The sequence below is a fragment of the Oryzicola mucosus genome (assembly GCF_014534685.1).
GTDB lineage: Bacteria > Pseudomonadota > Alphaproteobacteria > Rhizobiales > Rhizobiaceae > Oryzicola > Oryzicola mucosus.
The window spans coordinates 530389-553824 of sequence record NZ_JACVVX010000003.1; the positions used below are offsets into that span (position 1 = coordinate 530389).

The following is a 23436-nucleotide window of genomic DNA, read 5'->3' on the forward strand; positions in this document are numbered from 1 at the left end:
GGAAGGTGGCTAGGGTCCGGCCAACCTCCAGACCGGAGGCTGTTTTCAAATAAAGTCAGGATAGCCAGATGAACGAACGCGTTCAGCAGCCACACCCCTTCCGCACCAGCCTTCTCGAGGAAAATGCCGGACCCGGTCACAACCCGACTGAAAACCCGACGATGGGCGAAGTCATTTCCCGCCGCTTTTCGCGTCGCGGCTTTCTCAAGGGTTCGCTCGCCGTTTCGGCGATTGCCGCAACCGTCAGCCCCCTCGCCCTGATCACCGCCGATGAGGCGCGCGCCAATGGCGCATCCGCCTTTACCTTCGAGGAAGTCGAGGCCGGCGTCGATGCCGACCACCACGTTGCCGCGGGCTACGATGCCGACGTGCTGCTGCGCTGGGGCGATCCGCTGTTTACCGACGCCCCCGACTTCGATCCGCTGAAGCAGTCGGCCGAAAGCCAGGCAAAGCAGTTCGGCTACAACAATGACTATGTCGGCTTCATCCCACTGGAAGGCTCTTCGGACCACGGCCTTCTCGTCGTCAACCACGAATACACCAACCCGCACCTCATGTTCCCCGGCATCGTCACCATCGCCGAGGGCAAGGTGAAGCAGGCGCCGCTGACCAAGGAGCAGGTCGACATCGAGTTGGCTGCGCATGGCGGCACCATTGTCGAAATCCGCAAGGACAACGGCAAGTGGCAGGTTGTGCGCGACGGCAAGTTGAACCGCCGCGTTACGGTCAACACTGAAATGCAGCTGACGGGTCCCGCCGCCGGCCACGACCGTCTCAAGACCAATGCCGACGCGACCGGCACCAAGGTGTTCGGAACGCTCAACAATTGCGCCGGCGGTGTCACTCCCTGGGGCACCTACATCATGGCCGAGGAAAACATCCACGGCTATTTCGGCGGCGAACTGCCAGCCGACCATCCTGAAGCCACCAATTACAAGCGCCTGGGCATTCCGGAAGGCTCCTACGAATGGTCCAATTTCTACGACCGTTTCGACGTCTCGAAGGAGCCCAATGAGCCGAACCGCTTCGGCTGGATTGTCGAGGTCGACGTCAACGATCCGAATTCGCTGCCCAAGAAGCGCACCGCTCTCGGCCGCTTCAAGCATGAGGGCGCGGAATCCATCGTCGCCAAGGACGGACGCGTCGTCTTCTATCTCGGCGACGACGAACGTTTCGACTATGTCTACAAATTCGTCACCAAGGGTACCTTCAACCCGAACGACCGCGCGGCCAATATGGACCTGCTCGACGAGGGCACCCTTTATGTCGCGAAATTCGCCGAGGACGGCTCGGTCGAATGGCTGCCTTTGGTTCATGGCGAAGGGCCGCTGACGGCGGCGAACGGCTTCCAGAGCCAGGCGGACGTGGTGATTGAAGCACGACGCGCAGGCGACCTTCTGGGCGCAACCAAAATGGACCGCCCCGAGGACGTTCAGCCCAACGGCACCAATGGCAAGGTGTATGTCATGCTGACCAACAACACCAAGCGCAAGGAAGACCAGGTCGACGCGGCCAATCCACGCGCCGAGAACGCCTTCGGCCACATCATCGAGATCGCCGAAGATGGTGGCGATTTCACCGCCACGAGGGGGACTTGGGAAGTGCTGCTGAAATGCGGCGATCCTTCCGTCGCCGAAGTCGGCGCTTCGTTCTCGACTGCAACGACGGCCAATGGCTGGTTCGGCATGCCGGATAACTGCGCCATCGACGCCGCCGGCCGCCTTTGGGTATCCACCGACGGCAACAGCAACAAGGCCACTGGCCGCACCGACGGTCTTTGGGCGGTGGACACCGAGGGCGAGGCGCGCGCCACGTCGAAGCTGTTCTATCGCGTGCCGGTTGGCGCGGAGATGTGCGGCCCACTGTTCACGCCCAACGACGAGACCGCTTTCGTGGCCGTGCAGCATCCCGGCGATGGCGGCGAAGACTGGGACGGCTTCGGTCGCGCCTCTTATTACGAAGACCCGTCGACCCGCTGGCCGGATTTCAAGCCCGACCTGCCGGTTCGGCCTTCGGTGGTGGCCATCACCAAGCAGGGTGGCGGCAAGATCGCCGTCTAGCCCATATTCATCAAAACGCCGCTCCTTCATGGAGCGGCGTTTTGATCTGATTCCAGCTTTATGAAATAGCTCTTCCCTCGGCGTCAAAGCGGTGCATGCTGGCGGTGTCCGGCGCAGCGTAGACGATGTCGTCGGGCGCATAGGCGTGTTCGCCGAACAGACGGACGGTCAACAGGCCCGTCGTCTCCGTCTCGAGATAGACGATCGTGTCTGCGCCGAGATGCTCGACATGGATTACCTTGCCCGTCCAGTCGCCGGCCTCGCGCGACAGTGCGATATGTTCGGGGCGGATGCCAATGGTCTTCGCCCCCGATTGTCCAAGCTTTTCGGCTGCGATGAAATTCATCTGCGGCGAGCCGATGAAGCCGGCGACGAAGAGATTGGCCGGCTTGTTGTAGAGGTCCATCGGCGAGCCGACCTGCTCGACCTGCCCGGCATTCAGCACCACGATCTTGTCGGCAAGGGTCATCGCCTCCACCTGGTCGTGGGTGACGTAGATCATCGTGGCCTTCAGCCGGCGATGCAGGCCGGCGATTTCGAGCCGTGTCTGCACACGCAACGCGGCATCAAGGTTCGACAGCGGCTCGTCGAACAAAAATAGCTTCGGCTCTCGCACGATGGCACGGCCGATGGCAACACGTTGACGCTGGCCACCCGACATCTCAGACGGACGCCGGGCGAGGTAGGGATCGAGCGACAGCATGGCCGAGGCCTTGGCGACGCGCTGGTCGATCACCGCTTTTGATTCGCCGGCCTGCTTGAGGCCGAGGCCCATATTGTCCTTGACCGTCAGGTGCGGATAGAGAGCATAGGACTGAAACACCATGGCGATGCCGCGCTTGGCCGGCGGCACGGCACTGACTTCCTTACCGTCGATGCGGACGGTGCCGTAACTGGCGTCCTCCAGCCCTGCGATGACACGCAGGAGCGTAGATTTTCCGCAGCCGGACGGGCCGACGAAAATGACGAACTCGCCATCCTTGACGTCGAGGTCGATGCCTTTCAGCACGTCCTGATTGCCGAAGCTCTTGCGGATCGATTGCAGTTGAAGGGAACCCAAGGCGTCGTCCTTTACAAGAGAACCGGTTGGCCGCTGCGCACGCTCTCATCGGCGGCGAGGCAGATGCGCAGAGATTGCACGGCGTCGTTCATATGCCGGTCGAGGTCGATATCCTCGCGGATCGCTTTCAGCACATAGGCCTGTTCGAGGTCGCACAGATCCTGGTGGCCGGGCTCGCCCGCCATGGCGAGATCCTCGACCGGCCGGATGAAGCGTCCGTCCGGGCCGGTCTCCGCGGAATGAACGCGGATGACCGAGGTTTTCGTGTGGGTGTCGATGTCGTCGGACTTGGCGTTTGGGTCCATGACGATGGAGACCGCTCCGTTGGGCGACATCACGTCCTTCACGAAGAAGGCGGTTTCCGAGATCATCGGACCCCAACCAGCCTCGTACCAGCCGACCGAGCCGTCCTCGAACATCACCTGCAGATGGCCGTAATTGTACATGTCATCGGCGATATCGTTCGACAGACGCAGGCCCATACCACGCACCTGCACCGGCTTCGCATCGGTGATCTGGCACATGACATCGACATAATGCACGCCGCAATCGACGATGGGCGATGTCGTCTGCATCAGCGCCTTGTGCGTCTCCCATGTCGGGCCGCTGGACTGCTGGTTGAGGTTCATCCGGAAGACGAAAGGCCCGCCGAGCTTGCGCGCTTCCGCGATAAGCCGCACCCAGGACGGATGGTGGCGGAGAATGTAGCCGATAACCAGCTTGCGTCCGTTGGCTTTTGCAGCGGCAACAACGCGCTCGGCATCGGCCACTGTCGTTGCCAGCGGCTTTTCGACGAAGACATGGCAGCCCGCTTCAAGTGCTGCCACCGCATAATCGGCATGGCTGTCGGAATAGGTGCAGATCGAGGCCAGTTCCGGCTGCAACTCCTTCAGCGCCTCGGGAAAGGACGGATGAATCGGGTAGATCTTCAGCGCCTCGGGCAGCTCGACCTGCGAGCGGTTGACCAGGCCAACGATCTCGAAGCCGGGATTCTCGTGATAGGCCAGCGCATGGCTGCGACCCATATTGCCAAGGCCTGCGACGAGTGTGCGGATGGGCGATGAAGAAGTCATGATATAGTCTTTCCAAGAGCGGCAAGCCTTTGCCTTGGTATATGCCCCCTCACCGGTTTGCTGCGCAAACCACGTCTCCCCCACTTCGTGAGGGAGAAGAATGCAGCTTCGTGGGTCACCTCCCTTGCAGGACGTGGGTTCCTCTTCCTCACGAAGTGGAGGAGAGGTGGCGAGCCCGAAGGGCGGGACGGTGAGGGGGTCTTTCTAATCAACACCATCACTTCACTGCCCCCGCTGTGATTCCGCGGATCAGTTGCCGCGAGAAGATGACGTAGAGGATCATGACCGGCATGATCGCCAGCGACAGGGCCGCCAGCACTGCATTCCAGTTGGTGACGTATTGGCCGATGAACATCTGCGCGCCGAGCGTCACGGTCTTGGTCGCCTCGCCCGGCGCCAGGATCAGCGGAAACCACAGATCGTTCCAGATCGGGATCATAGTGAACACGGCCACCGTGGCCATGGCCGGTCGCACCAGCGGCAGCACGAGTCGGAAGAAGATCGAATATTCAGAGAGCCCGTCGATGCGTCCGGCATTTTTGAGGTCGTCAGAAACGGTGCGCATGAACTCCGACAGGATGAAGATGGCGAGCGGCAAGCCTTGCGCTGTATAGACCAGCACGAGCGCCGTGCGCGTGTTGACCAGCCCGGTCGCCACCATGCCCTGCAGGATCGCCACCGTGCCCAGCCGGATCGGGATCATGATGCCGAGCGCCAGATACAATCCCATCAGCAGATTGCCGCGAAAGCGGTATTCCGACAGCGCAAAGGCCGCCATGGCGCCGAACAGCAGCACGAGCGCAATGGAGGCTATGGTCACGATCATGCTGTTTTGGAAATAGCCCAGGAAATCGCCCTGTTTCAGCACCGTCTCATAGCCGATCAGGCTGAAGGTGGCGGGGGTGGGCACCGCCATGGGCTCGCGGAAGATCGCAGCGCGGCTCTTGAACGAGTTGACCACGGTGAGGAACACCGGAAACAGCGCAATGACGGTGTAACTCAACAACGCCAGATGGATCAGCGCGGTGCGGACGGGTGCGGTGCGGGCGTTGGACATATGTCAGGCCCTCAGAACTGGTAGCGGCGCATGCGCCGCTGGATGACGAACAGATAAAGCGATACGCCGGCCAGGATGATGAGAAACATCACCGTGGCGATGGTGGCGCCCATCGAGCGGTCGCCCATCTGGTTCTGGAAGCCGAAGAAGGTGCGGTAGAGCAGCGTGCCCAAAATGTCGGTGGCGCCGTTAGGGCCGCCGAGCGCGCCCTGCACGGTGTAGATCAGGTCGAAGGCGTTGAAATTGCCGACGAAGGTCAGCACCGAAATGATGCCGATGGAGGGCAGGATCAGCGGCAGCTTGATCTTCCAGAACTGGCTCCAGCCGGTGATGCCGTCGCATTCGGCGGCTTCCAAAACCTCGTCGGGAATGTTCAGGAGAGCTGCATAGATCAGCATCATCGGGATACCGACATATTGCCAGACCGAGATCAGCGAGACAGTGACCAAAGCAGTCTCCGGCTTGCCCAGCCAGGGCGCGAAGGCCCATTTCATGCCGACCAGATCCATCAGCCAGGGCGCGATGCCCCAGATCGGCGACAGGATCAATTTCCATATGAAGCCGACGATGACGAAGGACAGCAGCGTCGGCACAAAGATGGCGCTGCGGTAGAAGGCCGCGAAGCGCAGTTTAGGGATCGAGAGCATTGCCGCGAGCGCGATGCCGATGGGATTCTGCACCAGCATGTGGATGATGAAGAAGATGACGTTGTTCCGCAGCGCGTTCCAGAAATCGGCCGACAGACGCGGGTCGCCGAACAGGGTCTGAAAATTGCTGAGGCCAACGAACTGCATCTGGCCGGCGACGACGTTGAAGAAGGACAGCCGCAGCGTCTCGATCAACGGCAGGATCATGACGGCGGTATAAACGAGGAACGCTGGCGCGAGAAACACCGCGATATGCCACCGCGCCGGACGGCGGGCAGGCACGGCGTCGATGTCGTCAGTCTCGGCAGCGCTCATGGTTTGGGTCCGCATGGAACTTCGCGAATGGGATGATCCCTTTCGGCATTGTTAGAGGGTTCGGCATGAAGCCCCCCTCACCGGCTCGCCACTCTCCCCCATTTCATGGGGGCGAGGCACCCAAACCGGTTCAAGTCGCCGCCTGCGAGGCAGTAGTTCCTCTCCCCCTGGCAGGGGGAGAGGTGGTTTGCAAAGCAAACCGGTGAGGGGGTGCTTTCAGGAAGCAGCCCTGAAACCTCACTTCGCCGGCTTGTACCAGCTATCGAGGCCCTTCTGGGTTTCGGCACCGGCTTGTTCTGGCGTCTCGGAACCGTTGATGACATTGGCCGACACGCGCCACATTTCAAGGTCGAGATTCGGCTGGCCACGGCCGACGATGGCAGCGCTCGGGCGGATCGTCGTCTTGCAGTTTTCACGCCAGGACACGAATTCCTGCGCCAGCTTGTCTTCCATCTTCACCGGCGTCGAATTCAGGCTGAAGAAGCCGGGCGCCGCGTTGGCGTAGAGCTCGGCGAACTCCGGCGAGGCCACCCACGACAGAAAGGTCTTGGCGGCATCCGCATTGGCGCTTTTGGCGTTCAGGCCAATGCCGATGTCGTTATGGTCGGAGATGTAGCAGGTGTCGCCTGCCTTTTTGACCGGCGGCGGGAAGGCGCCCATTTCGAAATCGGCCTGCGACTTGAACGGCGCGATTTCCCATGAACCGGCGGGGTAGATCGCCGCGCGTCCGAGAGTGAACAGGTTCTGGCTGTCGGGATAGGTCTGTGCCTCAAATCCGTCGCCGAGGTAGGGCTTCCACTTGGCGAGCGTCGCATAGGGCTCGACCCATTGCGGATCGGTCAGCTTCTCGGTGCCGGCGATCAGCGCCTTACGGCCGTCTTCGCCTTTCCAGTAGTTCGGCCCAATGTTGTAGTAGCCCATCGTGGCCGCTTCCCACTGGTCCTTGGTGCCCATTGCCAACGGTATGTAGGTGCCGTTCTCCTTGAACTTGTCGAGTACGGCGAAGAATTCTTCCTCGGTCTTCGGGACCTCGACGCCGACTTCCTCGAACGCCTTCTTGTTGTAGATGAAGCCGTGGATGACGGAGGCCATCGGCACGCAGAATGTGGTCTTGCCGTCGTCGGTGGTCCAGGCTGATTTGCCGACATCGGTGAAATTCTCGATGCCCTTGAGGTCGTTCAGCGGTGCGAGTTGGCCCTTCTCGAACATGGCGAGCGACAGGTCGAACGGGCGGCAGGTGATCAGGTCGCCGGCGGTGCCGGCATCCAGCTTTGCATTGACGGCGGAGTTGTATTCCGTCGGGGCCATCGGCGCGAACGTCACCTTGATATTCGGGTTCTTGGCCTCAAAAGCGGGAATGATCTTTTCCTGCCAAATCGGCAGGTCGTCGTTGCGCCAGCTCTCAATGACGAGCTGAGTCTCCTGCGCCTGCGCCAGGCCCGCGGGTGCGAGCATGGTTGTGGCTAAGAGCATGCCTTTCATCAGTCGGGTCATAATCGTCTCCCATTGTTGCGCCGGTCAGGCGTGTTTTCGAAACCCGGTCGTGTCTTTGATCTCGGCAAGTGCGCCCCTCAGTGCCTGGCCTGAACTGTCGAGCGCAGCCTGCGCGGCTGCCGTATCGCTGGCGCCGGCAGCCAATAGCACCGCGATTTTCACTGAACCGCCAGCTTCGGCCAGCGCCTGCGCGGCTGTCGCGTCATCAACGCCGGCAATCTCGGACACGGTGCGCGCGGCGCGCTTGCGCAGCTTGTCGTTGTCGGCAATCAGATTGACCATGTGGCCGTCATGCACATGGCCGAGCTTGATGGCGGCCAGCGTCGACAGCATGTTGAAGGCGATCTTCTGGGCAGTGCCTGCGCCCATGCGCGTCGAGCCGGCGACCACTTCGGGCGGCGTCTGCAGCAGGATCGCGGCATCCGCGCCCTGAAACAGCCGCGCATTGGCGTTGTTAGCCATGGCGACGAGCCTGGCGCCGCGCTCGCGGGCAATGTCGGCGATGGCGACCGCGTAGGGTGTCGAGCCGCTGGCGGAAACACAGAGCACGCAATCGCCGGCGGCGATCACCGCCGCATCCCTCGCCGCAAGGTCGATATCGTCTTCCGGAGCACCCGGCAGACTGTTCAGGCTGGGGATGCCGCCCGCAAGCAGCACCACGATCTGCTCGCTCGGAATGCCGTACGTGCCCGGAAGTTCAAGTGCATCGGCCATGGCCATCAAGCCCGAACTGCCGGCGCCGACATAGACCAGCTTGCCGCCCGCTCGGATGGTTTCGGCAACAAGATCGGCCGCTGTGGCAATGGAGTCCGAAGCGTCGTCCACCACTCCTGCCGCCTGCTGCTGGGCGGACGCCAGGATAGCCAACACATCACGCGCTTCAAGCGCATCAATGCCATCGGCCATCCCATTCTTCGCTTCGGTGGCAATTCTGCTCATCCGGCTCTCCCACTTGCCAAAAGGATGCCAAAAAAATACCAATTGTCCAGCGCCAAAATTAACTTTCGTAAATATCCGCACGACCGACCCCTATAACGATGTAAATATACTTTCAATTTCAATGGCATGTCTGCATGGTCACCAACTTAAGCATTAGGGACTTGGTAAATGGTATTTTTTTGGTATCATCAATTTAGGAGGTGTCCATGGCGGATTATCTGATCGGAATCGATGGTGGCGGAACCAGTTGCCGCGCGGCGGTGGCCGATGCGTCCGGCCAGATTCTGGGCCGTGGCAAATGCGGCGCTTCCAACATTCTCACCGATCCCGACACCGCTTTGAAGAATATCGAGCAGGCCGCGCGACTGGCTTTTACCGAGGCCGGCCTGGGCGAAGACCTCGTCCCGTCGTCTCCCGCACTGCTTGGCGTCGCCGGCAACAATGTCGCGCATGCCGTCGATTATATCAGCGCCCGCCTGCCGTTCAGGCGGTTCGAGATCGTTTCCGACGGGTTGATCGCCCTGCAGGGTGCCATCGGCAACCGCGACGGCGCCATCGCTATTCTAGGCACGGGCTCCATCTTCATCGCCCGCCATGCCGGCACCGTCCACTATATCGGCGGATGGGGTTTCCAGATCGGCGACTTCGGCAGCGGCGCGCGCATCGGCCATGCCGCGCTGCAAGAAAGCCTTCTCGCCCATGATGGCATCCGGCCGCAGAGCGAAATGACCCGTACCTTCATGGCGGAATTCGGCGACGACCCGAGCAAAGCCGTCGACTTCGCCCGTGCCGCTTACCCCAACGATTATGGCCGCTATGCGCCGCGCGTGCTCGCCTTTGCTGAAAAGGGCGACACGGCCGCTCTGCGGCTGATGCGCGAGGCGGCGAGCCTCGTGGACGAAGCGCTCGACCGGGTCAGCGCGGTCAATGGCGGCGAAGGTCCGCTCTGTCTTTTGGGTGGACTGGCCGAAATCTATCCGCGTTTTCTCGCCGAACGGCATCGCGCGCGGCTGTCGAAGCCGGCAGCGGATGCGCTTGCCGGCGCGGTGTCGCTCGCCGCCGCCACCTTCCAGCATGCCCGCCACGAACTGGGCGCGTCATGAGCCAAACGCTATCCGCCATCCTGCCGCTGGATAGCCTGCAGGCCGCGGGCGGCGGGCCGCTCTATCTGAGGCTGCGACAGACCCTGGAAGAGGCAATCCGCTCCGGCCGGCTGTCGAAGGGTACGGCCTTGCCCGCAGAGCGCGACCTTGCCGATTATGCCCATGTCAGCCGGGTGACGGTGCGCAAGGCGGTGGACGACCTTGTCAAGGACGGGCTGCTGACCCGTCGGCAGGGCTCGGGCACCTTCGTCGCCCAGCCGGCAACGCGCGTCGAGCAGCCCTTGTCGCGGCTCACCTCGTTCACCGAGGATATGGCCAGCCGGGGACTGCAAACCACGTCGGAATGGCTGGAACGAGGGCTGTTTCACCCCTCGCCCGAAGAGAAGATGCGGCTCGGCCTGTCCGCCGGCGCGCTGGTGGCACGGATCGGTCGTCTGCGCATCGCCAACGACATGCCGCTGGCGATCGAGCGCGCCAGCCTTTCGACTGAGTTCCTGCCCGACCCGGAAGTTGTGACGTCGTCGCTCTACGCGCTGCTGGAAAAGACCGATGCACGGCCCGTCCGCGCCATCCAGCGCATCTCTGCCTGCAATGTCAGGGAGCCGGAGGCGGGCCTGCTCGGCGTGCCCGTGGGGGCGGCGGGCCTGTCGATAGAACGAATTTCCTACCTCGCTTCCGGCCGCGTGGTGGAATTCACGCGCTCGCTTTATCGCGGCGATGCGTATGACTTCGTGGCCGAGTTGGCGCTCGGCGAGACGTGAAAGGACCAGATAGTGCCAAGCCATATGCGCAACGAAATCAATGAAATACCGGAGGCCGCGGCACGCCTGCTCGACGGATCCGCAGGCGATATCGCGCGTGCCGGCAAGGCGATGCGCGACAGCGACCCGGCCTTTCTGATCACCATTGCGCGGGGATCTTCCGACCATGCCGCAACCTTCCTCAAATATGCCGCCGAACTCGTCGCGCAGCGTCCCGTAGCCTCGGTCGGGCCTTCGCTCGCCTCGATCTACGGCACATCTCTCAAGTTGAAGGGCGGGGCGGCGATTGCCATCTCGCAGTCCGGCAAGAGCCCCGACATCGTCGCCATGGCGCAATCCGCGACGACCGCGGGCGCCACCACCATCGCGCTGACCAACACCGTGCCCTCGCCCATCGCTGCCGCGTCCACTTATGCCATCGACATCAACGCCGGACCGGAACTGGCGGTGGCCGCGACAAAATCCTTCGTCAATTCGGTGGTCGCCGGACTGGCCCTGCTTGCGGAATGGACTGGCAATGACGGTCTGCGCTCGGCGGTTGCCGACCTGCCGGAGGCGCTCGCAAGGGCCGTGAGACTGGAATGGACGGAACTGACGCAGGAACTGGGCGATGCCGAGTCGCTCTATATGCTGGGGCGCGGGCCGGCGCTGGCAATCGCCAGCGAGGCGGCGCTGAAGTTCAAGGAAACCTCCAACATGCATGCCGAGGCCTATTCGGCCGCCGAGGTGCTGCACGGGCCTGTGGCGCTGGTCGAGAAGCGCTTTCCGATCATCGCCTTTGCCGCGCGGGATGCCGCCGAGGGTCCCGTGGTCGAGGTCGCCGACAATCTTGCCGGCAAGGGGGCGCTGGCTTTCGCCACGTCCAGCCTGGCTATGAAGGCGCGAAAACTGCCCTTCGTCGAAACCGGCCATCCGGTGACGGACGCGCTTGCGTTGATCGTGCCGTTCTACGGTTTCGTCGAGGCCTGGTCGCGGTCGCGCGGCTTCGATCCCGATGCGCCAGTTGCACTGAAGAAGGTCACCGAGACGCTATGACCCTGAAAGCCTTTATCGGCGCGCGCATCTTCGACGGTCTTTCCTGGCATGAGGATGCTGCCTTGCTAGTCTCCGATGGCAGGGTTTCCGGCATCGTACCGACAGGGCGAGTGCCCGTCGATGCGCGGAGACACGATGCCAACGGGGGCATGCTGGCACCCGGTTTCATCGACCTGCAGGTCAATGGCGGCGGCGGCGTGATGCTGAACGACGCGCCCACTGTGGACGGCCTGCGGCAGATCTGTTCCGCGCATGCGCAATTCGGCACCACGGCCCTCCTGCCGACGCTGATCACCGACACGCCGGATACAACCACCGCGACGATTGAGGCGGGGAAGCAGGCGCTGGCCCAGGGCGTTCCCGGCTTTCTCGGCCTGCATCTCGAAGGCCCGCATTTGTCGGTGGCGCGCAAGGGCGCTCACGACCCCAGTCTCATCCGCCCGATGCGGCAATCGGATCTGGACCAGCTTCTGGCCTGCAAGGAAGCTTTTCCGGCGATGATGCTGACGGTGGCGGTGGAGAGCGTCACACCAGAGCAGGTGTCGCGGCTGGCGGAAGCCGGCTTCATCGTCAGCATCGGCCACACAGAGGCGAGCTACGAGACTGCGGAGAACTATGCCAAAGCCGGTGCGCGCTGCGTCACGCATCTGTTCAACGCCATGAGCCCGCTGGGTCACCGCCAGCCCGGCCTGGTGGGTGCCGGGCTCGATCTCGGCGCACTGCATTGCGGCATCATCGCCGATGGCATCCATGTCCATCCCGCCGCCATGGCTGTTGCGTTGCGGGCTAAGCAGGGACCTGGGAAAATCTTCATCGTTACCGACGCCATGTCGCCCATCGGCACACACCTCCAGAGCTTTACCCTCAACGGCCGCGAAATCCTGCGCAAGGACGGCACACTGACGCTCGCCGACGGCACACTCGCCGGAGCGGACATCGACATGGTCTCGTCGGTTCGCTTCGTCTACGAAAAGCTCGGGCTGCCGCTCGACGAAGCCCTGCGCATGGCCAGTGCCTATCCGGCGGAAGCGGCGCGGATCGACGATCGCAAAGGCTTTCTCACAAATGGCTACGATGCCGATTTCGTGCTGCTGGGCGACGAGCTCGGCATGAAAAGCACCTGGATCGGTGGTGCGTGCGTGTTCGAGCGCGTGCTAGGATAAGGGTGCCTTGAGCCCGCCCGGCGGATGACCGGTGATGCGTTTGAAAGCCCGGCTGAATGCGGCTTGCGAGCTGTAGCCAAGCCGGTGCGCGGCGGTCTCGATGGGCATGCGGTCGCGACCTATCCATTGCGCGGCAAGCCGCATGCGTAGTTCCGTCAGATAGTGAACAGGCGTCATCCCGGTGACCTCCAGGAAGCGCTCGGCAAAGACCGAACGCGAGCTGTTCATCTCGGCGGCAAGTTCTGCAACCGTCCAGTTGCGGCCGGGGTCGCGATGCAAAGCGGCTATGACTCGGCCCAGCCTCGGGTCGCGCAAAGCGGCCACCCAACCGCTCGAATCGCCGCAGCCGCACTCTACCCAGGCGCGGACGATGAAAGCCGACACGACATCGGCGAGACGCGCCAGAATGCCGGCAAAGCCGGCGCGTTCCTCGCGCGTTTCCCGTTCCATCGCTTCGAGCATCGGAAGGATTTCCGGGTATCGACCCAAAAGCGTGCCGACCAGCAGCACCTCCGGCATCAGCCCGACCATCATATGCATGCTGCCGAGATCGAAATCCATGCAGCCGCTGAAGATCAGCGCGTCTTGGCTGCGGCAGGTCTCGGTGGCGCAATCCTTGACGGCGCTGACGCTCCGGCACAAAGGCGCGGCGTTCAGGCCGCCAATGTCACGGCTCGGCTGATCGGGCGCCGAAGACAACTCGTGGCGCCCGCCGCGCGGCAGCAGCACGGCATCGCCGGCATTCATTTCATGCACCACCCCCTCAGGGCTGCGCAGGAAAACAGGGCCACGCGCTACAAAATGAAACTGCGCCCTGCCCTCGACTTCGCCGAAACCTATGCCGAAGGGCGGCGTCATCTGGATGCGGCGATAGTCGAGCCCGACAAGCCGCATGCCCATCAGCAACTCGCTGACGAGATCGGCTGGCGGCTGCTCGGTTGCCAAAGTGGTATCGGACGTTCGATCAAGCATTTCGGATTTTATGGCATAGAACGTCCGGTTCGTCCAGTCTATCTGTGCTGCACTGCAATACGTTATCGAAAGGATCGGCCATGAGCCCTTCTCCAACTTCAACGGCTGTGCGGCCCGATGTTCCAGCATGGGCGGCGGTCGTTTCCGTCGCACTTGGCGTCTTCGGCCTCGTCACGGCCGAGTTCCTGCCGGCGAGCCTCCTGACGCCGATGGCCGCGGACCTCGGTATTTCAGAGGGCGTGGCGGGCCAGGCGGTAACCGCAACGGCCGTGATCGCTCTCCTCACCAGCCTTGTCACCGCCACCGCCACCCGCAGCATCGACCGGCGGCATCTGCTGATCGGCTTTTCGTTGCTTTTGGTGGCGTCGAACCTTCTGGTGGCCCTCGCACCAAATCTGCCATTGCTGCTTCTGGGCCGTGTCATGCTCGGCGTCGCGCTCGGCGGCTTCTGGACCATGTCGACGGCGGTCGTTATGCGGCTGGTACCGGACGAATCCGTACCACGCGCGCTGTCGATCGTGTTCAGCGGCGTTGCGGCCGCCACCATCGCAGCAGCACCGATCGGCAGCTATGTCGGCGACATCGCCGGCTGGCGCAGCGTCTTCCTGATGGCCGCCGGGCTCGGATTGGTCACGCTTTTGGCGCAGATCGGGACTTTGCCGAAGATGGCTCCGAGCGCGTCAGTGATCAAGTTGCGCACAATGGTCGACGTGCTGCTGCGGCCTGGCCTCGGCCTCGGCATGCTGTCCGCCATGCTCGTCTTCACCGGACACTTCGCCTTTTTCACCTATATCCGTCCGTTCCTGGAGACGGTCACGGGCGTCGGCATCAGCGCGGTTTCGGCGATCCTGCTCGGCTTCGGCGTGGCGAATTTTCTGGGTACGCTGCTTGCCGGCGCGCTGATCGAACGCAGCCTCCGTCTCACTTTGGTGTTGACGCCGCTGTTCATGGCCGTGCTGGGTATGGGCCTCGTGGCTTTCGGGGGTGTACCCGCAGGCGCCGCCGTCATGGTCGCGCTTTGGGGCCTCGCATTCGGAACGGTGCCTGTAGCATGGACGACGTGGCTCACACGGACAGCGCCCGACCAGGCGGAGACCGCAGGCGGACTGCTGGTCGCAGCCATCCAGTTCGCGATAGCCTTGGGTGCGGCCGCTGGCGGAGCGATCTTCGACCTCAACGGTGCAACCGGCGTGTTCACGGCAAGCGCCGCGGTCCTGCTGCTCGCCGCCTTGGTGATCGTCACCCGCATCAGGCCGAGCCGGGTTATGGCACCCGCCTGACTCGAGGCTTCATCGAACGAACCCGGCACCGTCACTGGCGGTGCCGGCCTCGAAAGAGAGTATTTGCACAACGCTGAAATACAATCGCCGGACGCTCCGCAACGTTTGTGGGCAAACGACTTCGTGATACTACCGCGGGTGAAGTTGTCTGCTGTTGGAGAAGCGCGTGGATTCGTCGAATGCCAGCCTGGTCGGTGCGGGAGCCGAACCGGCCTCTTCTCGCATCCAACAGATCATGAGCGTTGCCGGCCAGATTTTTGCCAAGAAGGGGTATGACGGGACCTCAATGCGCGAAATCGCCGAGGCCTGCGACATCTCCAAGGCGCTGCTTTACCATCACTTCAAAAGCAAGGAAGAGATTTACTCGCGCGTGGTCGTGGATTCCGGCAAGCGACTCTACGATTATGTCGACGCTCAGGTCGCAGCCCAAACCAGCCCGACCGAAAAGCTGCGCGCCTTCATGGTCTCATCGGCAAACTACTTCGAGGAGAACCGATGGGGATGGATAGCGGCCGCGTCGGCGTTCTGGAACGAAACGGACAGTGAGACACGCGACGAACGCATCGCCCGACGCGACCGTTATGAACACCAGTTGCGGGACATCCTGCAGGAAGCGGTCGACAAGGGCGAGATACGCCCGGAGGTCGACGTTGCCATGGCCGGGCGGCTTGTCCTCTCATCCATCAACTGGATGTATCGTTGGTACAAGCCGGAAAAGCAGATGAAGGCCGGCGAGATCGCCGAGGCCTATTTCGAGATGATCTTCGAAGGCTTGCGTTTGCGCGACTGACCGCGCGCCCGACCGGCGCGACGGTCGAACGTTGCCGAAACGCCGGGCTATTCAATGATCGCCACAGCCCGCGTCCAGCCGGCGGAAGCTTTTTCGATCTTCACCGGGAAGCAGCTGATCGTAAAACCAGTCGAGGGCAATTGCTCTAGCTGATGCAGCTTCTCGATGTGGCAGTAACCGGTGTGGCGCCCCGCCTTGTGGCCCTCCCAGATCAGTGACGCGTCGCCCGTCTCGGCATATTTCTTCGCCGTATGCACGAAAGGCGCGTCCCAGCTCCAGCCGTCGATCCCGGTGACCCGGATGCCCTTGTCGAGCAGGTACATCGTCGCCTCATAGCCCATGCCGCAGCCGCTCGCGACATAATCGGGCTGGCCAAATTTCGCACCCGCCGACGTGTTGACCACGACGATTTCGAGAGGCTTGAGCTCGTGGCCGATTCGCTTCAGCTCCGCTTCCACATCTGCGGCAGTCGCCACATAGCCATCAGGGAAATGCCGGAAGTCGAGCTTGACGCCAGGCTGGTAGCACCATTCCAACGGAATATCGTCGATCCGCCAGGAAGGCTCGCCATGGTTCATCGTCGGATGATAGTGCCACGGCGCATCGAGATGCGTGCCGTTATGCGTTGACAGCGTAACCTTCTCGACCGCCCAGCCGGCGTGATCGGGGAGATCCTCCGCCTTCAGCCCGGGAAAGAACTGCAGCAACTGCTCCAAGCTCTGGGTATGGTCGATATAGGTGACCGACGGGATCTGGATCGGCGGGTCGGCCGGAATGTCGTTGGCGATCGGGACCGACAGATCGATAATGCGACGGCTCATGGTTTCCTCCCTATTCTAAGTGTCAGGCCTGCTGGCGAACGACCGTGTTTCGCAAGATGCCGATGCCTTCGATTTCGAGCTCGACGACATCTCCATCCTCCAGGAAGAGACCCGTTTCCAGCCCGCAGCCATTACCGATTGTGCCGGAGCCGATGAACTCGCCGGCGTGCACCGTCTCGTCCTGCGACATGTGAGCTAGTATCTTCTCGAAACTGAACAGCATGCCGGCCGTGGTGCTCTTGCAGCGCGTCTCGCCGTTCACACGGACGCTCGCCTTCAACCGGTAAGGATCGGGAAGCTCGTCCTTCGTCACGATCCATGGCCCGAGCACATTGGCGCCGTCGAAGCTCTTGCCCTTTGCCGGCCCGAGCCAGCCCGGCATTTCCATGCTCTGCTGGTCGCGCGCGGAGAAATCGTTGAAGATCGTGTAACCGAAAATGTGGTCGCGCGCCTCGGCTTCCTGAATGTTGCTGCCGGTCTTGCCGACCACGATGCCATATTCGAGCTCGTAGTCCATCACCTTGGAGTAGCGCGGCCATTTGACGGTGGCGTCATGCCCCTGAACGATCATGCGGTTGGTGATGTAGTAGATCGGAATCCTCCGATAGATGTCTGCGAGCGGCGGCAAGGGCTCGGCATCGAGTGCGGCAAGCGCCTTGGCATCTCCAGCCGCCACCAGCCGCCGCATGCCACGTCCGGATTGGCGGATATGCGTCTCGTAGCTCATCCCGTCGCGCATCTGACGCGGCTCGGGAAGCGGTGAAAGCAGTGTGATATCGGCGATGGCGTCCGAGAGCTCGGCAACGTGCTTGTGGGTTTCGAACAGCTCTGATGCCTGCTCCAGCGCGGCAGCACCCCCATCGATCAGCTCAAGCATGGAGGCGAATGCCGGCACCTCGCGTCCGGCATGACGCGCCGCAGCGGCAAGGTCGAAGAGGCGTTGCTCATTGTCGTGCACGAGGCCGATCCGCCGCGCGCCGCCTTTGGTTTGATATGTCGCCAGCTTCATCTCGTCCTCCCGCTTGCGATTATATAGAATTCATGTTTTTATCGATATTCGAAACCGGCTGATTTGGGAAGCCGGAATCTTGGGAGGAGTTTTATGACTTTGTTTTCGAAGGCCGCCTTGGGCGGCGTATTCATGCTGTTTGCCTGGAATGGCACGGCGACCGCTCAGACCGCGCTTAACATCGGCTGCACAGCTACAACCGACTGCGCATCGGCCGCGGTCGCGCTTGAAGAAGGCATCTTCAAGAAGAACGGGCTTGACGTGACGATGACGCTCATCGGCATCAACTCGAACATCCCCGCGGCTCTCTTGTCCAACTCGATCCAGATCGGCGGCCCGACGCCGTCGGTCTTCCTGCAGGCCGTGGATGGCGGGCTGGACCTGGTCGCCGTTGCGGGTGCAAGCTCCACCTCCAAGGCGACGTTCGACACCGCCGGCGTGGTGGCGACAGAGGCCAGCGGCATCAAGGAGCCCAAGGATTTCGTCGGCAAGAAGGTCGGCGCACCGGGTATCGGCGCATTTTTGCAGGTGCTGTTTTCCAAATGGCTGATCGATAACGGTGTCGACCCGAAAGGCGTGAATTTCGTCGAGGTTACGTTCCCGACCATGAACGATACGCTCAAATCGGGCGCGGTCGATGCGGTGGTGACGGCCGAACCGATGATGTCACGCATCATCGCCAGCAAGACCGGCGCGCCGGCGGGCTATTTCCTCGAGACCTTGCCCGAACGTCGCCCCCAGATCGTCTACGCCTCGACCCGCGAGTGGGCAGATGCCAATGCGGAAGCGCTGAAAGCCTTCCGCAGCTCGATCGACGAAGCCGCCAAGATCGTCAACGAAAACCCTGAAAAGGGGCGCACCGCGATTTCGAACTTTACGAAAATTCCGATGGATGTGCTGTCCAACATGAAGCTTTCGGTGGCCGATCCAAAGCTCGAAACAGAACAGCTCGACTGGTGGGTCGCCACCATGGACGAGCAAAACATGCTGCAGGCCAAGCCGGACACTTCAACGCTGATCCAGAAATGACAATGACCCAGACCCCACCCACCCTGTTCGGGGAGGCTGCGCATCACGCAACGTCGGAGACGTTGAGCGAGCGAGCAGCGGCTCTTATCGAACACGATGTGCTGGGTGGGGTTTGGCAGCCTGGCGAGCGGCTGGGCGTGCAGGCGCTTTCCAGCCGCTACGGCATCGGCGCGACGCCACTGCGCGAGGGGCTGTCCCGTCTTGTCTCGCGGGGGTTGATCTCCGCGGTCGGCCAGAAGGGTTTTCGCGTTGCCAGCATCTCGAAGGGGGATCTGGTCGACATCACGCTGGTGCGCACCATGATCGAGCTGGAAGCGCTCAAGCGCTCGATCCGGGACGGCGGAGACGAGTGGGAAGCAGGCATCATGGCGTCGTTGCATCGCCTTGTCCGGTCGGTGGAACGAGACCCGGAGACAATGCGCGAAGGGGCACCGGAATTCGACCGTCTTCACAAGGCGTTTCACCGCGCCTTGCTCGAGGCCTGCGGCTCCGAAAGGTTGCTGCGCATGCATGACGATCTTTATTACCAAGCCTACCGCTACCGTCGCGCCATGATGCGCCGCTTTGCCGATCACCAGTTATTCATCGCCGAGCACCGCTCGCTGGCGGAAACTGTTTTGAGCCGCAATGCGAACGCGGCGGAAGCCTTCCTTGAGCGGCATTTGGCCCAGACCCTGCAAATCGTTTATGGCGGCGAAGAGCCCGGAGCATTGACGTGAGAGCACCGGACACAACCGTCAAGGCTACCGCGCCGGTCATCGCCTTCGACAAGATCACGCTCGCCTTCGGCGCAAAGACAATCATCTCGGACCTCAGCCTCGAAATCGGCCGTGGCGAGATCGTCTGCGTCATCGGCCCGTCGGGCTGCGGCAAGACCACCGCACTCCGCGTGGCGGGAGGCTTGATTCCCCCCACCAAGGGCACTGTCAGGCTGCTTGGCGAACCGATGGCAGGGCCACGGCGCGATGTCGCCATCGTCTTCCAGGATTACGCCAAGGCACTGCTGCCCTGGCGCACGGCGGCCGGAAACATTTCGCTGGCGCTGGAAGCCGCGGGCGTTGCGCAGTCAGAGCGCGGCGACCGCATCCGCGACCTGCTCGCCAAAGTCGGCCTTGCCGGCCACGAGGACAAATATCCCACGGAAATGTCGGGCGGCATGCAGCAGCGCATTCAGATCGCGCGCTGCCTGGCGCAGGACCCGGCGGTGCTTTTGATGGACGAGCCCTTCGGCGCACTGGATGCCATGACCCGCCAGGGCCTGCAGGACGAGATGCTGGCAATCGTCGCCGAAACCGGTGCGACCGTGTTCTTTGTCACCCACGACCTTGAAGAAGCCGTCTATCTCGGCGACCGGGTGATCGGGCTTTTGCCCCATCCCGGCCGGATCGGCATTGACCAGCGGATCGATCTGCCCCGTCCCCGCAACCAGCTCGAAACCCGCGAGACGCCGGAATTCCTGCGCTTGCGCCGGACCTTGTTCGATTTCATCGAAAAGGCCGAACATTGAAACGCGCATGGTGGAAAGGGCTGGTGGTTCCCGCGGCACTCATCGTGCTGGCTGAGCTTGCCATGCGCATCTACGGCTCGACATCGATGTCGCTTGCCGCACCCAGCGATATCGTCGCGGCGTTTTTTGCCATCATGTTCGACGGCTCCTTGCTGCTTGCCACCCGCGACACACTGGTTTCGGCGGGCACCGGATTTGCGGCAGGCGGCTTCATCGGCTTGGCTCTGGGCATCTTGTTTGGGCTCGTCAAACCGCTCGACAGGCTGATGGAGGTTACCATCGAGGCGATACGCCCGATCCCGTCGGTCGCCATCCTGCCCATCGCCATGCTGGTGTTCGGCTTCGGCTATCGCATGGAAATTGCCATCGTCGCCTTCTCCTGCCTGTGGCCGGTGATGATCATGACCCGTTCGGCCATGGCCGGCATCGAGCCACGCCTGCTTGAAGTTTCCCGCGCGCTGCGGCTATCGACATGGGACCGCGTGCGCAAGATCGTCCTGCCGGCTGCGCTGCCGCGCATCATGGTGGCGTTTCGTCTTGCAGCGTCGATTGCGTTGGTTGTGGCGGTGACGGTGGAAATCGCCGCCAATCCGCTCGGCCTCGGCTACGGCATTCTGGTGGCTCAGCAAGCGCTGCAACCCGCTGTCATGCTCGCCTATCTGGTCTGGATCGGCATGGTCGGCTACCTGCTCAACGCGGGCCTGTCCCTGATGCAGCAAAGGCTGTTCGGCAGGGCCGGACGGGTCGAGGCGGCGTCATGAGGCTGTCGCGTCTTGGACGGCTGCTCGCCAGCTTCGCCGTCGCCGCTCTCTTGGTGTGGGGCTGGCAGCTCATCGCGGACTACAAGCTGGTTAGTCCGGTTTTCCTTCCCGGGCCTGACCGCGCCTGGGGCGCACTGGTGAAGGGCTTCAGCACAGGCGACCTCGGCGTCAAGCTGCTCGCCACGGTCGAGCGCATGTTCTGGGGCTGGCTCATCGCCTCGCTGATCGGCATCGCGCTGGGGGCGGCCATCGGCACCTCGCCGCGCCTGCGCGCCTATCTGGCGCCGATGCTGGAGTTCCTGCGCCCGCTGCCGGCCTCGGCTATGATCCCCGTCGCCATTGCGGTTCTCGGACTTTCCAACGGCATGGTGCTGGCCGTCATCGCCTTCGGCGCGCTGTGGCCGGTGCTGCTCGCCACCATCCACGGATTTTCCGCCGTCGAACCGCGCCTGTACGAAGTCGGCCGTGCGCTCGGTCTGTCGCGTGCCTCGGTGATCTGGAAGATCGCCCTGCCTTCTGCCAGCCCCGACATCCTCGCCGGTATGCGGCTTGGCCTGACCGTCGCGTTGATCCTGTCTGTGGTTTGCGAAATGATCGCCGGCCGCGACGGGCTCGGCAACTGGATCCTGCTGGCGGCTCGATCCTTCCGCGCCCCGGACCTCTATGCAGGCGTCATCCTGCTCGGCATGCTCGGCTATATCACCGCAGTAGCGCTGGCTGTGCTGGAAGCGCGGCTTCTTGTCTGGCGAAACCGCGCTCGATAGCGAAGCGGTTCGTCAAAGATTCGTCCAGGTGATACCGCCATCCACCAAAAGCGTCTCGGACGTGATGAAGTTCGCCGCGTCGCTCGCCAGGAAGCAGATGGCGTTGGCGATGTCTTCAACCGTGCCGAGCCGACCCAAGGGTGTCGTCGCCACGCGCTTCGCATCGCGTTCGGCGGAGCGGTGCTTCTGCGTGCCTTCGGTGGGAATTGCCGACGGAGCAACCGCGTTCACACGGATATTGCGCGCGCCGAGTTCGGCCGCCGCGGCCCGCGTAATGCCCATGACGCCGGCCTTGATGCCGCTGTAGACGATGCTGTTGGCAGCGGAGCGATAGCCCGCCGTCGAGGCGACGTTGACGATCACGCCCCCTCTTTCCTCATCCATCAGTTCCGTGGCGGCCTGGATGCCCCATACGACGGATTTGAAGCCGATATCGAGCATGCGGTCCATGGTATCAGACGCGATGTCGGGAACCGCCTGATAGCGGACCCAGGCGGCGTTGTTGACCAGGATATCGAGCCGGCCGGTGCGTTCGACCAGTTCGGCAAGCGCGCTGCGGACACCGTCGCGAGAGGCGACATTGCAGGTGATGCCGATGGCCCTGCCACCCGCGGCCTCGATCTCGGCGACCGCCTCGTCGACGAACTCCTGCTTGAGATCATTGACCCCGACGATGGCGCCCAATTCCGCCATGCGGCGCGCGGTCGCCCGACCGATGCCGTGACCCGAGCCGGAGATGAAGGCGACACGGCCTTGCAGTGAAAGCGACATAGTCTTCTCCTTCACGCCACTTGAGCGATGAAATCATCGGCGAGGTCGAGCAGGACATGGTCCGCGTCGGCCTGCGCCTGAATATCGCGCACCCAGCGCAAATAGCGGTGCAGGGGCATATCCCATGTGAAGCCCATGCCACCGTGGATCTGGATCGACTTCTCGATGATAAATACGCCGCCTTCTACCGCTGCCAAGAAGGCTGCGCGGCTGCGCATTTGCAGGGACGAAGATGGCGCTTCGAAGCAACTCGCCAGCGCGGCCCTCATGTTTTCCAGAACCAGCTTCTGCCGTGCCAGAATATGACGCAGCGCCTGGTTGGCCGACAGCGCTTTGCCGAACTGGCGACGCGTGTTGGCATGCTCCTCGGCCATGGCGAGGCAGGCCTCGGATGCGCCGAGAATGAGCGCTGCCCAGCCCTGCAGGCAGGCGAGCCGAAAGGCCTGCCACTCCTCAGCCGAAACGATGTTTTCAGTCGAAACCCTAACATCGGCCAGATGCAGCTCGAACGCCGGACGATCCGGGTCGATGCCGCTAGCCGGCCTGATGTCGACACCGGCCGAACCCGTGGAAACGACCGCTGCGCCGCCGTCGTCGGTGGCCAGAAGGATAAACGCCGCCTTGTCGGCATGGCTCGCGCGCCCGACAACGCCGTCAAGCCTCACACCATCATCGTCGCTCCCGACGGAACCTTCGCCGCTCCAGGCCACCGATACGAGCGCTTCGCCCGCTACCAGCGCGGTCGCGGCATCAGGCAGACGGCCCTGCAGCAGACGGGCGGCGAAGATCGTTTCGAGCAAAGGGAAAGTGGACCGCGCGGCACCCGCCGCCGACAGCACCGGCATGGCAAAGGACTCCGGAAGACCCAGTCCTCCGATCTCCTCAATTGCCAGGATGCCGAGCAATCCATCGTCGGCAAGACGGCGGGCCGCATGCGACAGGTCGCCATGCGCGCTTGCGGCAATGGCCGCGGCCGCGGCCGCGGCAAAATCGTTGGGCGATAGTGTGTCTGGATCGAACGCCAT

General features: G+C 62.7%; 23 protein-coding genes. 12 read left to right on the forward strand and 11 right to left on the reverse strand.

Annotated features, from left to right (window positions below; all coding sequences use genetic code 11):
* Positions 1-68 precede the first annotated feature (68 nt).
* Positions 69-2060 (forward strand): PhoX family protein, encoded by a 1992-nt coding sequence (locus tag ICI42_RS12705; protein WP_188164932.1) that lies wholly within the window; start codon positions 69-71, stop codon positions 2058-2060.
* A gap of 58 nt (positions 2061-2118) precedes the next feature.
* Here the strand turns inward: ICI42_RS12705 and ICI42_RS12710 are convergent, their stop codons facing one another.
* From ICI42_RS12710 to ICI42_RS12735, 6 genes are all read right to left on the reverse strand, one after another.
* Positions 2119-3120 carry an ABC transporter ATP-binding protein gene (locus ICI42_RS12710; protein WP_188164933.1) on the reverse strand — a complete coding sequence of 334 codons (1002 nt, stop codon included), beginning with the start codon at positions 3118-3120 and terminating at the stop codon, positions 2119-2121.
* A gap of 11 nt (positions 3121-3131) precedes the next feature.
* Positions 3132-4193 carry a Gfo/Idh/MocA family protein gene (locus ICI42_RS12715; protein ID WP_210317172.1) on the reverse strand — a complete coding sequence of 354 codons (1062 nt, stop codon included), beginning with the start codon at positions 4191-4193 and terminating at the stop codon, positions 3132-3134.
* A gap of 217 nt (positions 4194-4410) precedes the next feature.
* Positions 4411-5250, reverse strand: coding sequence for a carbohydrate ABC transporter permease (locus tag ICI42_RS12720; protein WP_188164934.1), 840 nt, complete (start codon positions 5248-5250; stop codon positions 4411-4413).
* 11 nt (positions 5251-5261) lie between these two features.
* Positions 5262-6212 (reverse strand): carbohydrate ABC transporter permease, encoded by a 951-nt coding sequence (locus ICI42_RS12725; RefSeq protein ID WP_188164935.1) that lies wholly within the window; start codon positions 6210-6212, stop codon positions 5262-5264.
* Between the two features lie 237 nt (positions 6213-6449).
* Positions 6450-7706, reverse strand: a complete 1257-nt coding sequence (locus tag ICI42_RS12730; protein ID WP_188164936.1) for an ABC transporter substrate-binding protein — start codon at positions 7704-7706, stop codon at positions 6450-6452.
* Between the two features lie 24 nt (positions 7707-7730).
* Complete coding sequence (locus ICI42_RS12735) at positions 7731-8645, reverse strand: N-acetylmuramic acid 6-phosphate etherase (protein ID WP_188164937.1); 915 nt, start codon at positions 8643-8645, stop codon at positions 7731-7733.
* Between the two features lie 206 nt (positions 8646-8851).
* On the opposite strand from ICI42_RS12735, the gene ICI42_RS12740 reads away from it, so the two are divergent.
* Genes ICI42_RS12740 through nagA form a run of 4 tightly spaced genes read left to right on the forward strand, consistent with a single transcriptional unit; the run spans position 8852 to position 12707 of the window.
* Entirely contained in the window at positions 8852-9748 is an 897-nt protein-coding gene (locus ICI42_RS12740; RefSeq protein WP_188164938.1) for an N-acetylglucosamine kinase, read from the forward strand.
* Positions 9745-10509, forward strand: a complete 765-nt coding sequence (locus tag ICI42_RS12745; protein ID WP_188164939.1) for a GntR family transcriptional regulator — start codon at positions 9745-9747, stop codon at positions 10507-10509. The genes ICI42_RS12740 and ICI42_RS12745 overlap by 4 nt, the downstream gene beginning before the upstream one ends.
* A 24-nt stretch (positions 10510-10533) precedes the next feature.
* Positions 10534-11544 (forward strand): SIS domain-containing protein, encoded by a 1011-nt coding sequence (locus tag ICI42_RS12750; protein ID WP_210317174.1) that lies wholly within the window; start codon positions 10534-10536, stop codon positions 11542-11544.
* Positions 11541-12707, forward strand: coding sequence for an N-acetylglucosamine-6-phosphate deacetylase (gene nagA, locus ICI42_RS12755; protein WP_188164941.1), 1167 nt, complete (start codon positions 11541-11543; stop codon positions 12705-12707). The genes ICI42_RS12750 and nagA overlap by 4 nt, the downstream gene beginning before the upstream one ends.
* Here the strand turns inward: nagA and ICI42_RS12760 are convergent.
* The gene (locus ICI42_RS12760; RefSeq protein WP_188164942.1) at positions 12699-13679 is read right to left on the reverse strand and encodes an AraC family transcriptional regulator; all 981 of its coding nucleotides are present in this window, start codon (positions 13677-13679) and stop codon (positions 12699-12701) included. The genes nagA and ICI42_RS12760 overlap by 9 nt on opposite strands.
* 80 nt (positions 13680-13759) lie before the next feature.
* Here ICI42_RS12760 and ICI42_RS12765 point away from each other — a divergent pair, with 80 nt between their 5' ends.
* Together ICI42_RS12765 and ICI42_RS12770 are read left to right on the forward strand one after the other, a co-directional pair.
* Complete coding sequence (locus ICI42_RS12765; protein ID WP_188164943.1) at positions 13760-14959, forward strand: MFS transporter; 1200 nt, start codon at positions 13760-13762, stop codon at positions 14957-14959.
* 166 nt (positions 14960-15125) lie between these two features.
* Positions 15126-15749, forward strand: a complete 624-nt coding sequence (locus tag ICI42_RS12770) for a TetR/AcrR family transcriptional regulator (protein ID WP_188164944.1) — start codon at positions 15126-15128, stop codon at positions 15747-15749.
* A 47-nt stretch (positions 15750-15796) separates the two neighbouring features.
* Here the strand turns inward: ICI42_RS12770 and ICI42_RS12775 are convergent, their stop codons facing one another.
* Both ICI42_RS12775 and ICI42_RS12780 read right to left on the reverse strand, forming a co-directional pair.
* A complete protein-coding gene (locus ICI42_RS12775; protein WP_188164945.1) occupies positions 15797-16570 on the reverse strand; it encodes a cyclase family protein in 774 nt (257 codons plus the stop codon).
* 22 nt (positions 16571-16592) lie between these two features.
* Positions 16593-17579 (reverse strand): fumarylacetoacetate hydrolase family protein, encoded by a 987-nt coding sequence (locus tag ICI42_RS12780; RefSeq protein WP_188164946.1) that lies wholly within the window; start codon positions 17577-17579, stop codon positions 16593-16595.
* Positions 17580-17672: 93 nt separating this feature from the next.
* Here ICI42_RS12780 and ICI42_RS12785 point away from each other — a divergent pair, with 93 nt between their 5' ends.
* From ICI42_RS12785 to ICI42_RS12805, 5 genes are read left to right on the forward strand one after another with little or no spacing between them, the layout of a single operon-like run.
* A complete protein-coding gene (locus tag ICI42_RS12785) occupies positions 17673-18608 on the forward strand; it encodes an ABC transporter substrate-binding protein (RefSeq protein WP_188164947.1) in 936 nt (311 codons plus the stop codon).
* Positions 18609-18610: 2 nt separating this feature from the next.
* Positions 18611-19327, forward strand: coding sequence for a GntR family transcriptional regulator (locus ICI42_RS12790; RefSeq protein WP_188164948.1), 717 nt, complete (start codon positions 18611-18613; stop codon positions 19325-19327).
* Positions 19324-20115, forward strand: a complete 792-nt coding sequence (locus ICI42_RS12795; RefSeq protein WP_330999158.1) for an ABC transporter ATP-binding protein — start codon at positions 19324-19326, stop codon at positions 20113-20115. Before ICI42_RS12790 ends, ICI42_RS12795 begins: the two co-directional genes overlap by 4 nt.
* A gap of 23 nt (positions 20116-20138) precedes the next feature.
* A complete protein-coding gene (locus ICI42_RS12800; RefSeq protein WP_330999159.1) occupies positions 20139-20876 on the forward strand; it encodes an ABC transporter permease in 738 nt (245 codons plus the stop codon).
* Positions 20873-21640, forward strand: a complete 768-nt coding sequence (locus ICI42_RS12805; RefSeq protein WP_188164949.1) for an ABC transporter permease — start codon at positions 20873-20875, stop codon at positions 21638-21640. Before ICI42_RS12800 ends, ICI42_RS12805 begins: the two co-directional genes overlap by 4 nt.
* Before the next feature lie 12 nt (positions 21641-21652).
* Here ICI42_RS12805 and ICI42_RS12810 read toward each other — a convergent pair whose 3' ends face one another.
* Together ICI42_RS12810 and ICI42_RS12815 are read right to left on the reverse strand one after the other, a co-directional pair.
* Positions 21653-22411, reverse strand: coding sequence for an SDR family NAD(P)-dependent oxidoreductase (locus ICI42_RS12810; RefSeq protein WP_188164950.1), 759 nt, complete (start codon positions 22409-22411; stop codon positions 21653-21655).
* 11 nt (positions 22412-22422) lie between these two features.
* The gene (locus ICI42_RS12815; RefSeq protein WP_188164951.1) at positions 22423-23436 is read right to left on the reverse strand and encodes an acyl-CoA dehydrogenase family protein; all 1014 of its coding nucleotides are present in this window, start codon (positions 23434-23436) and stop codon (positions 22423-22425) included.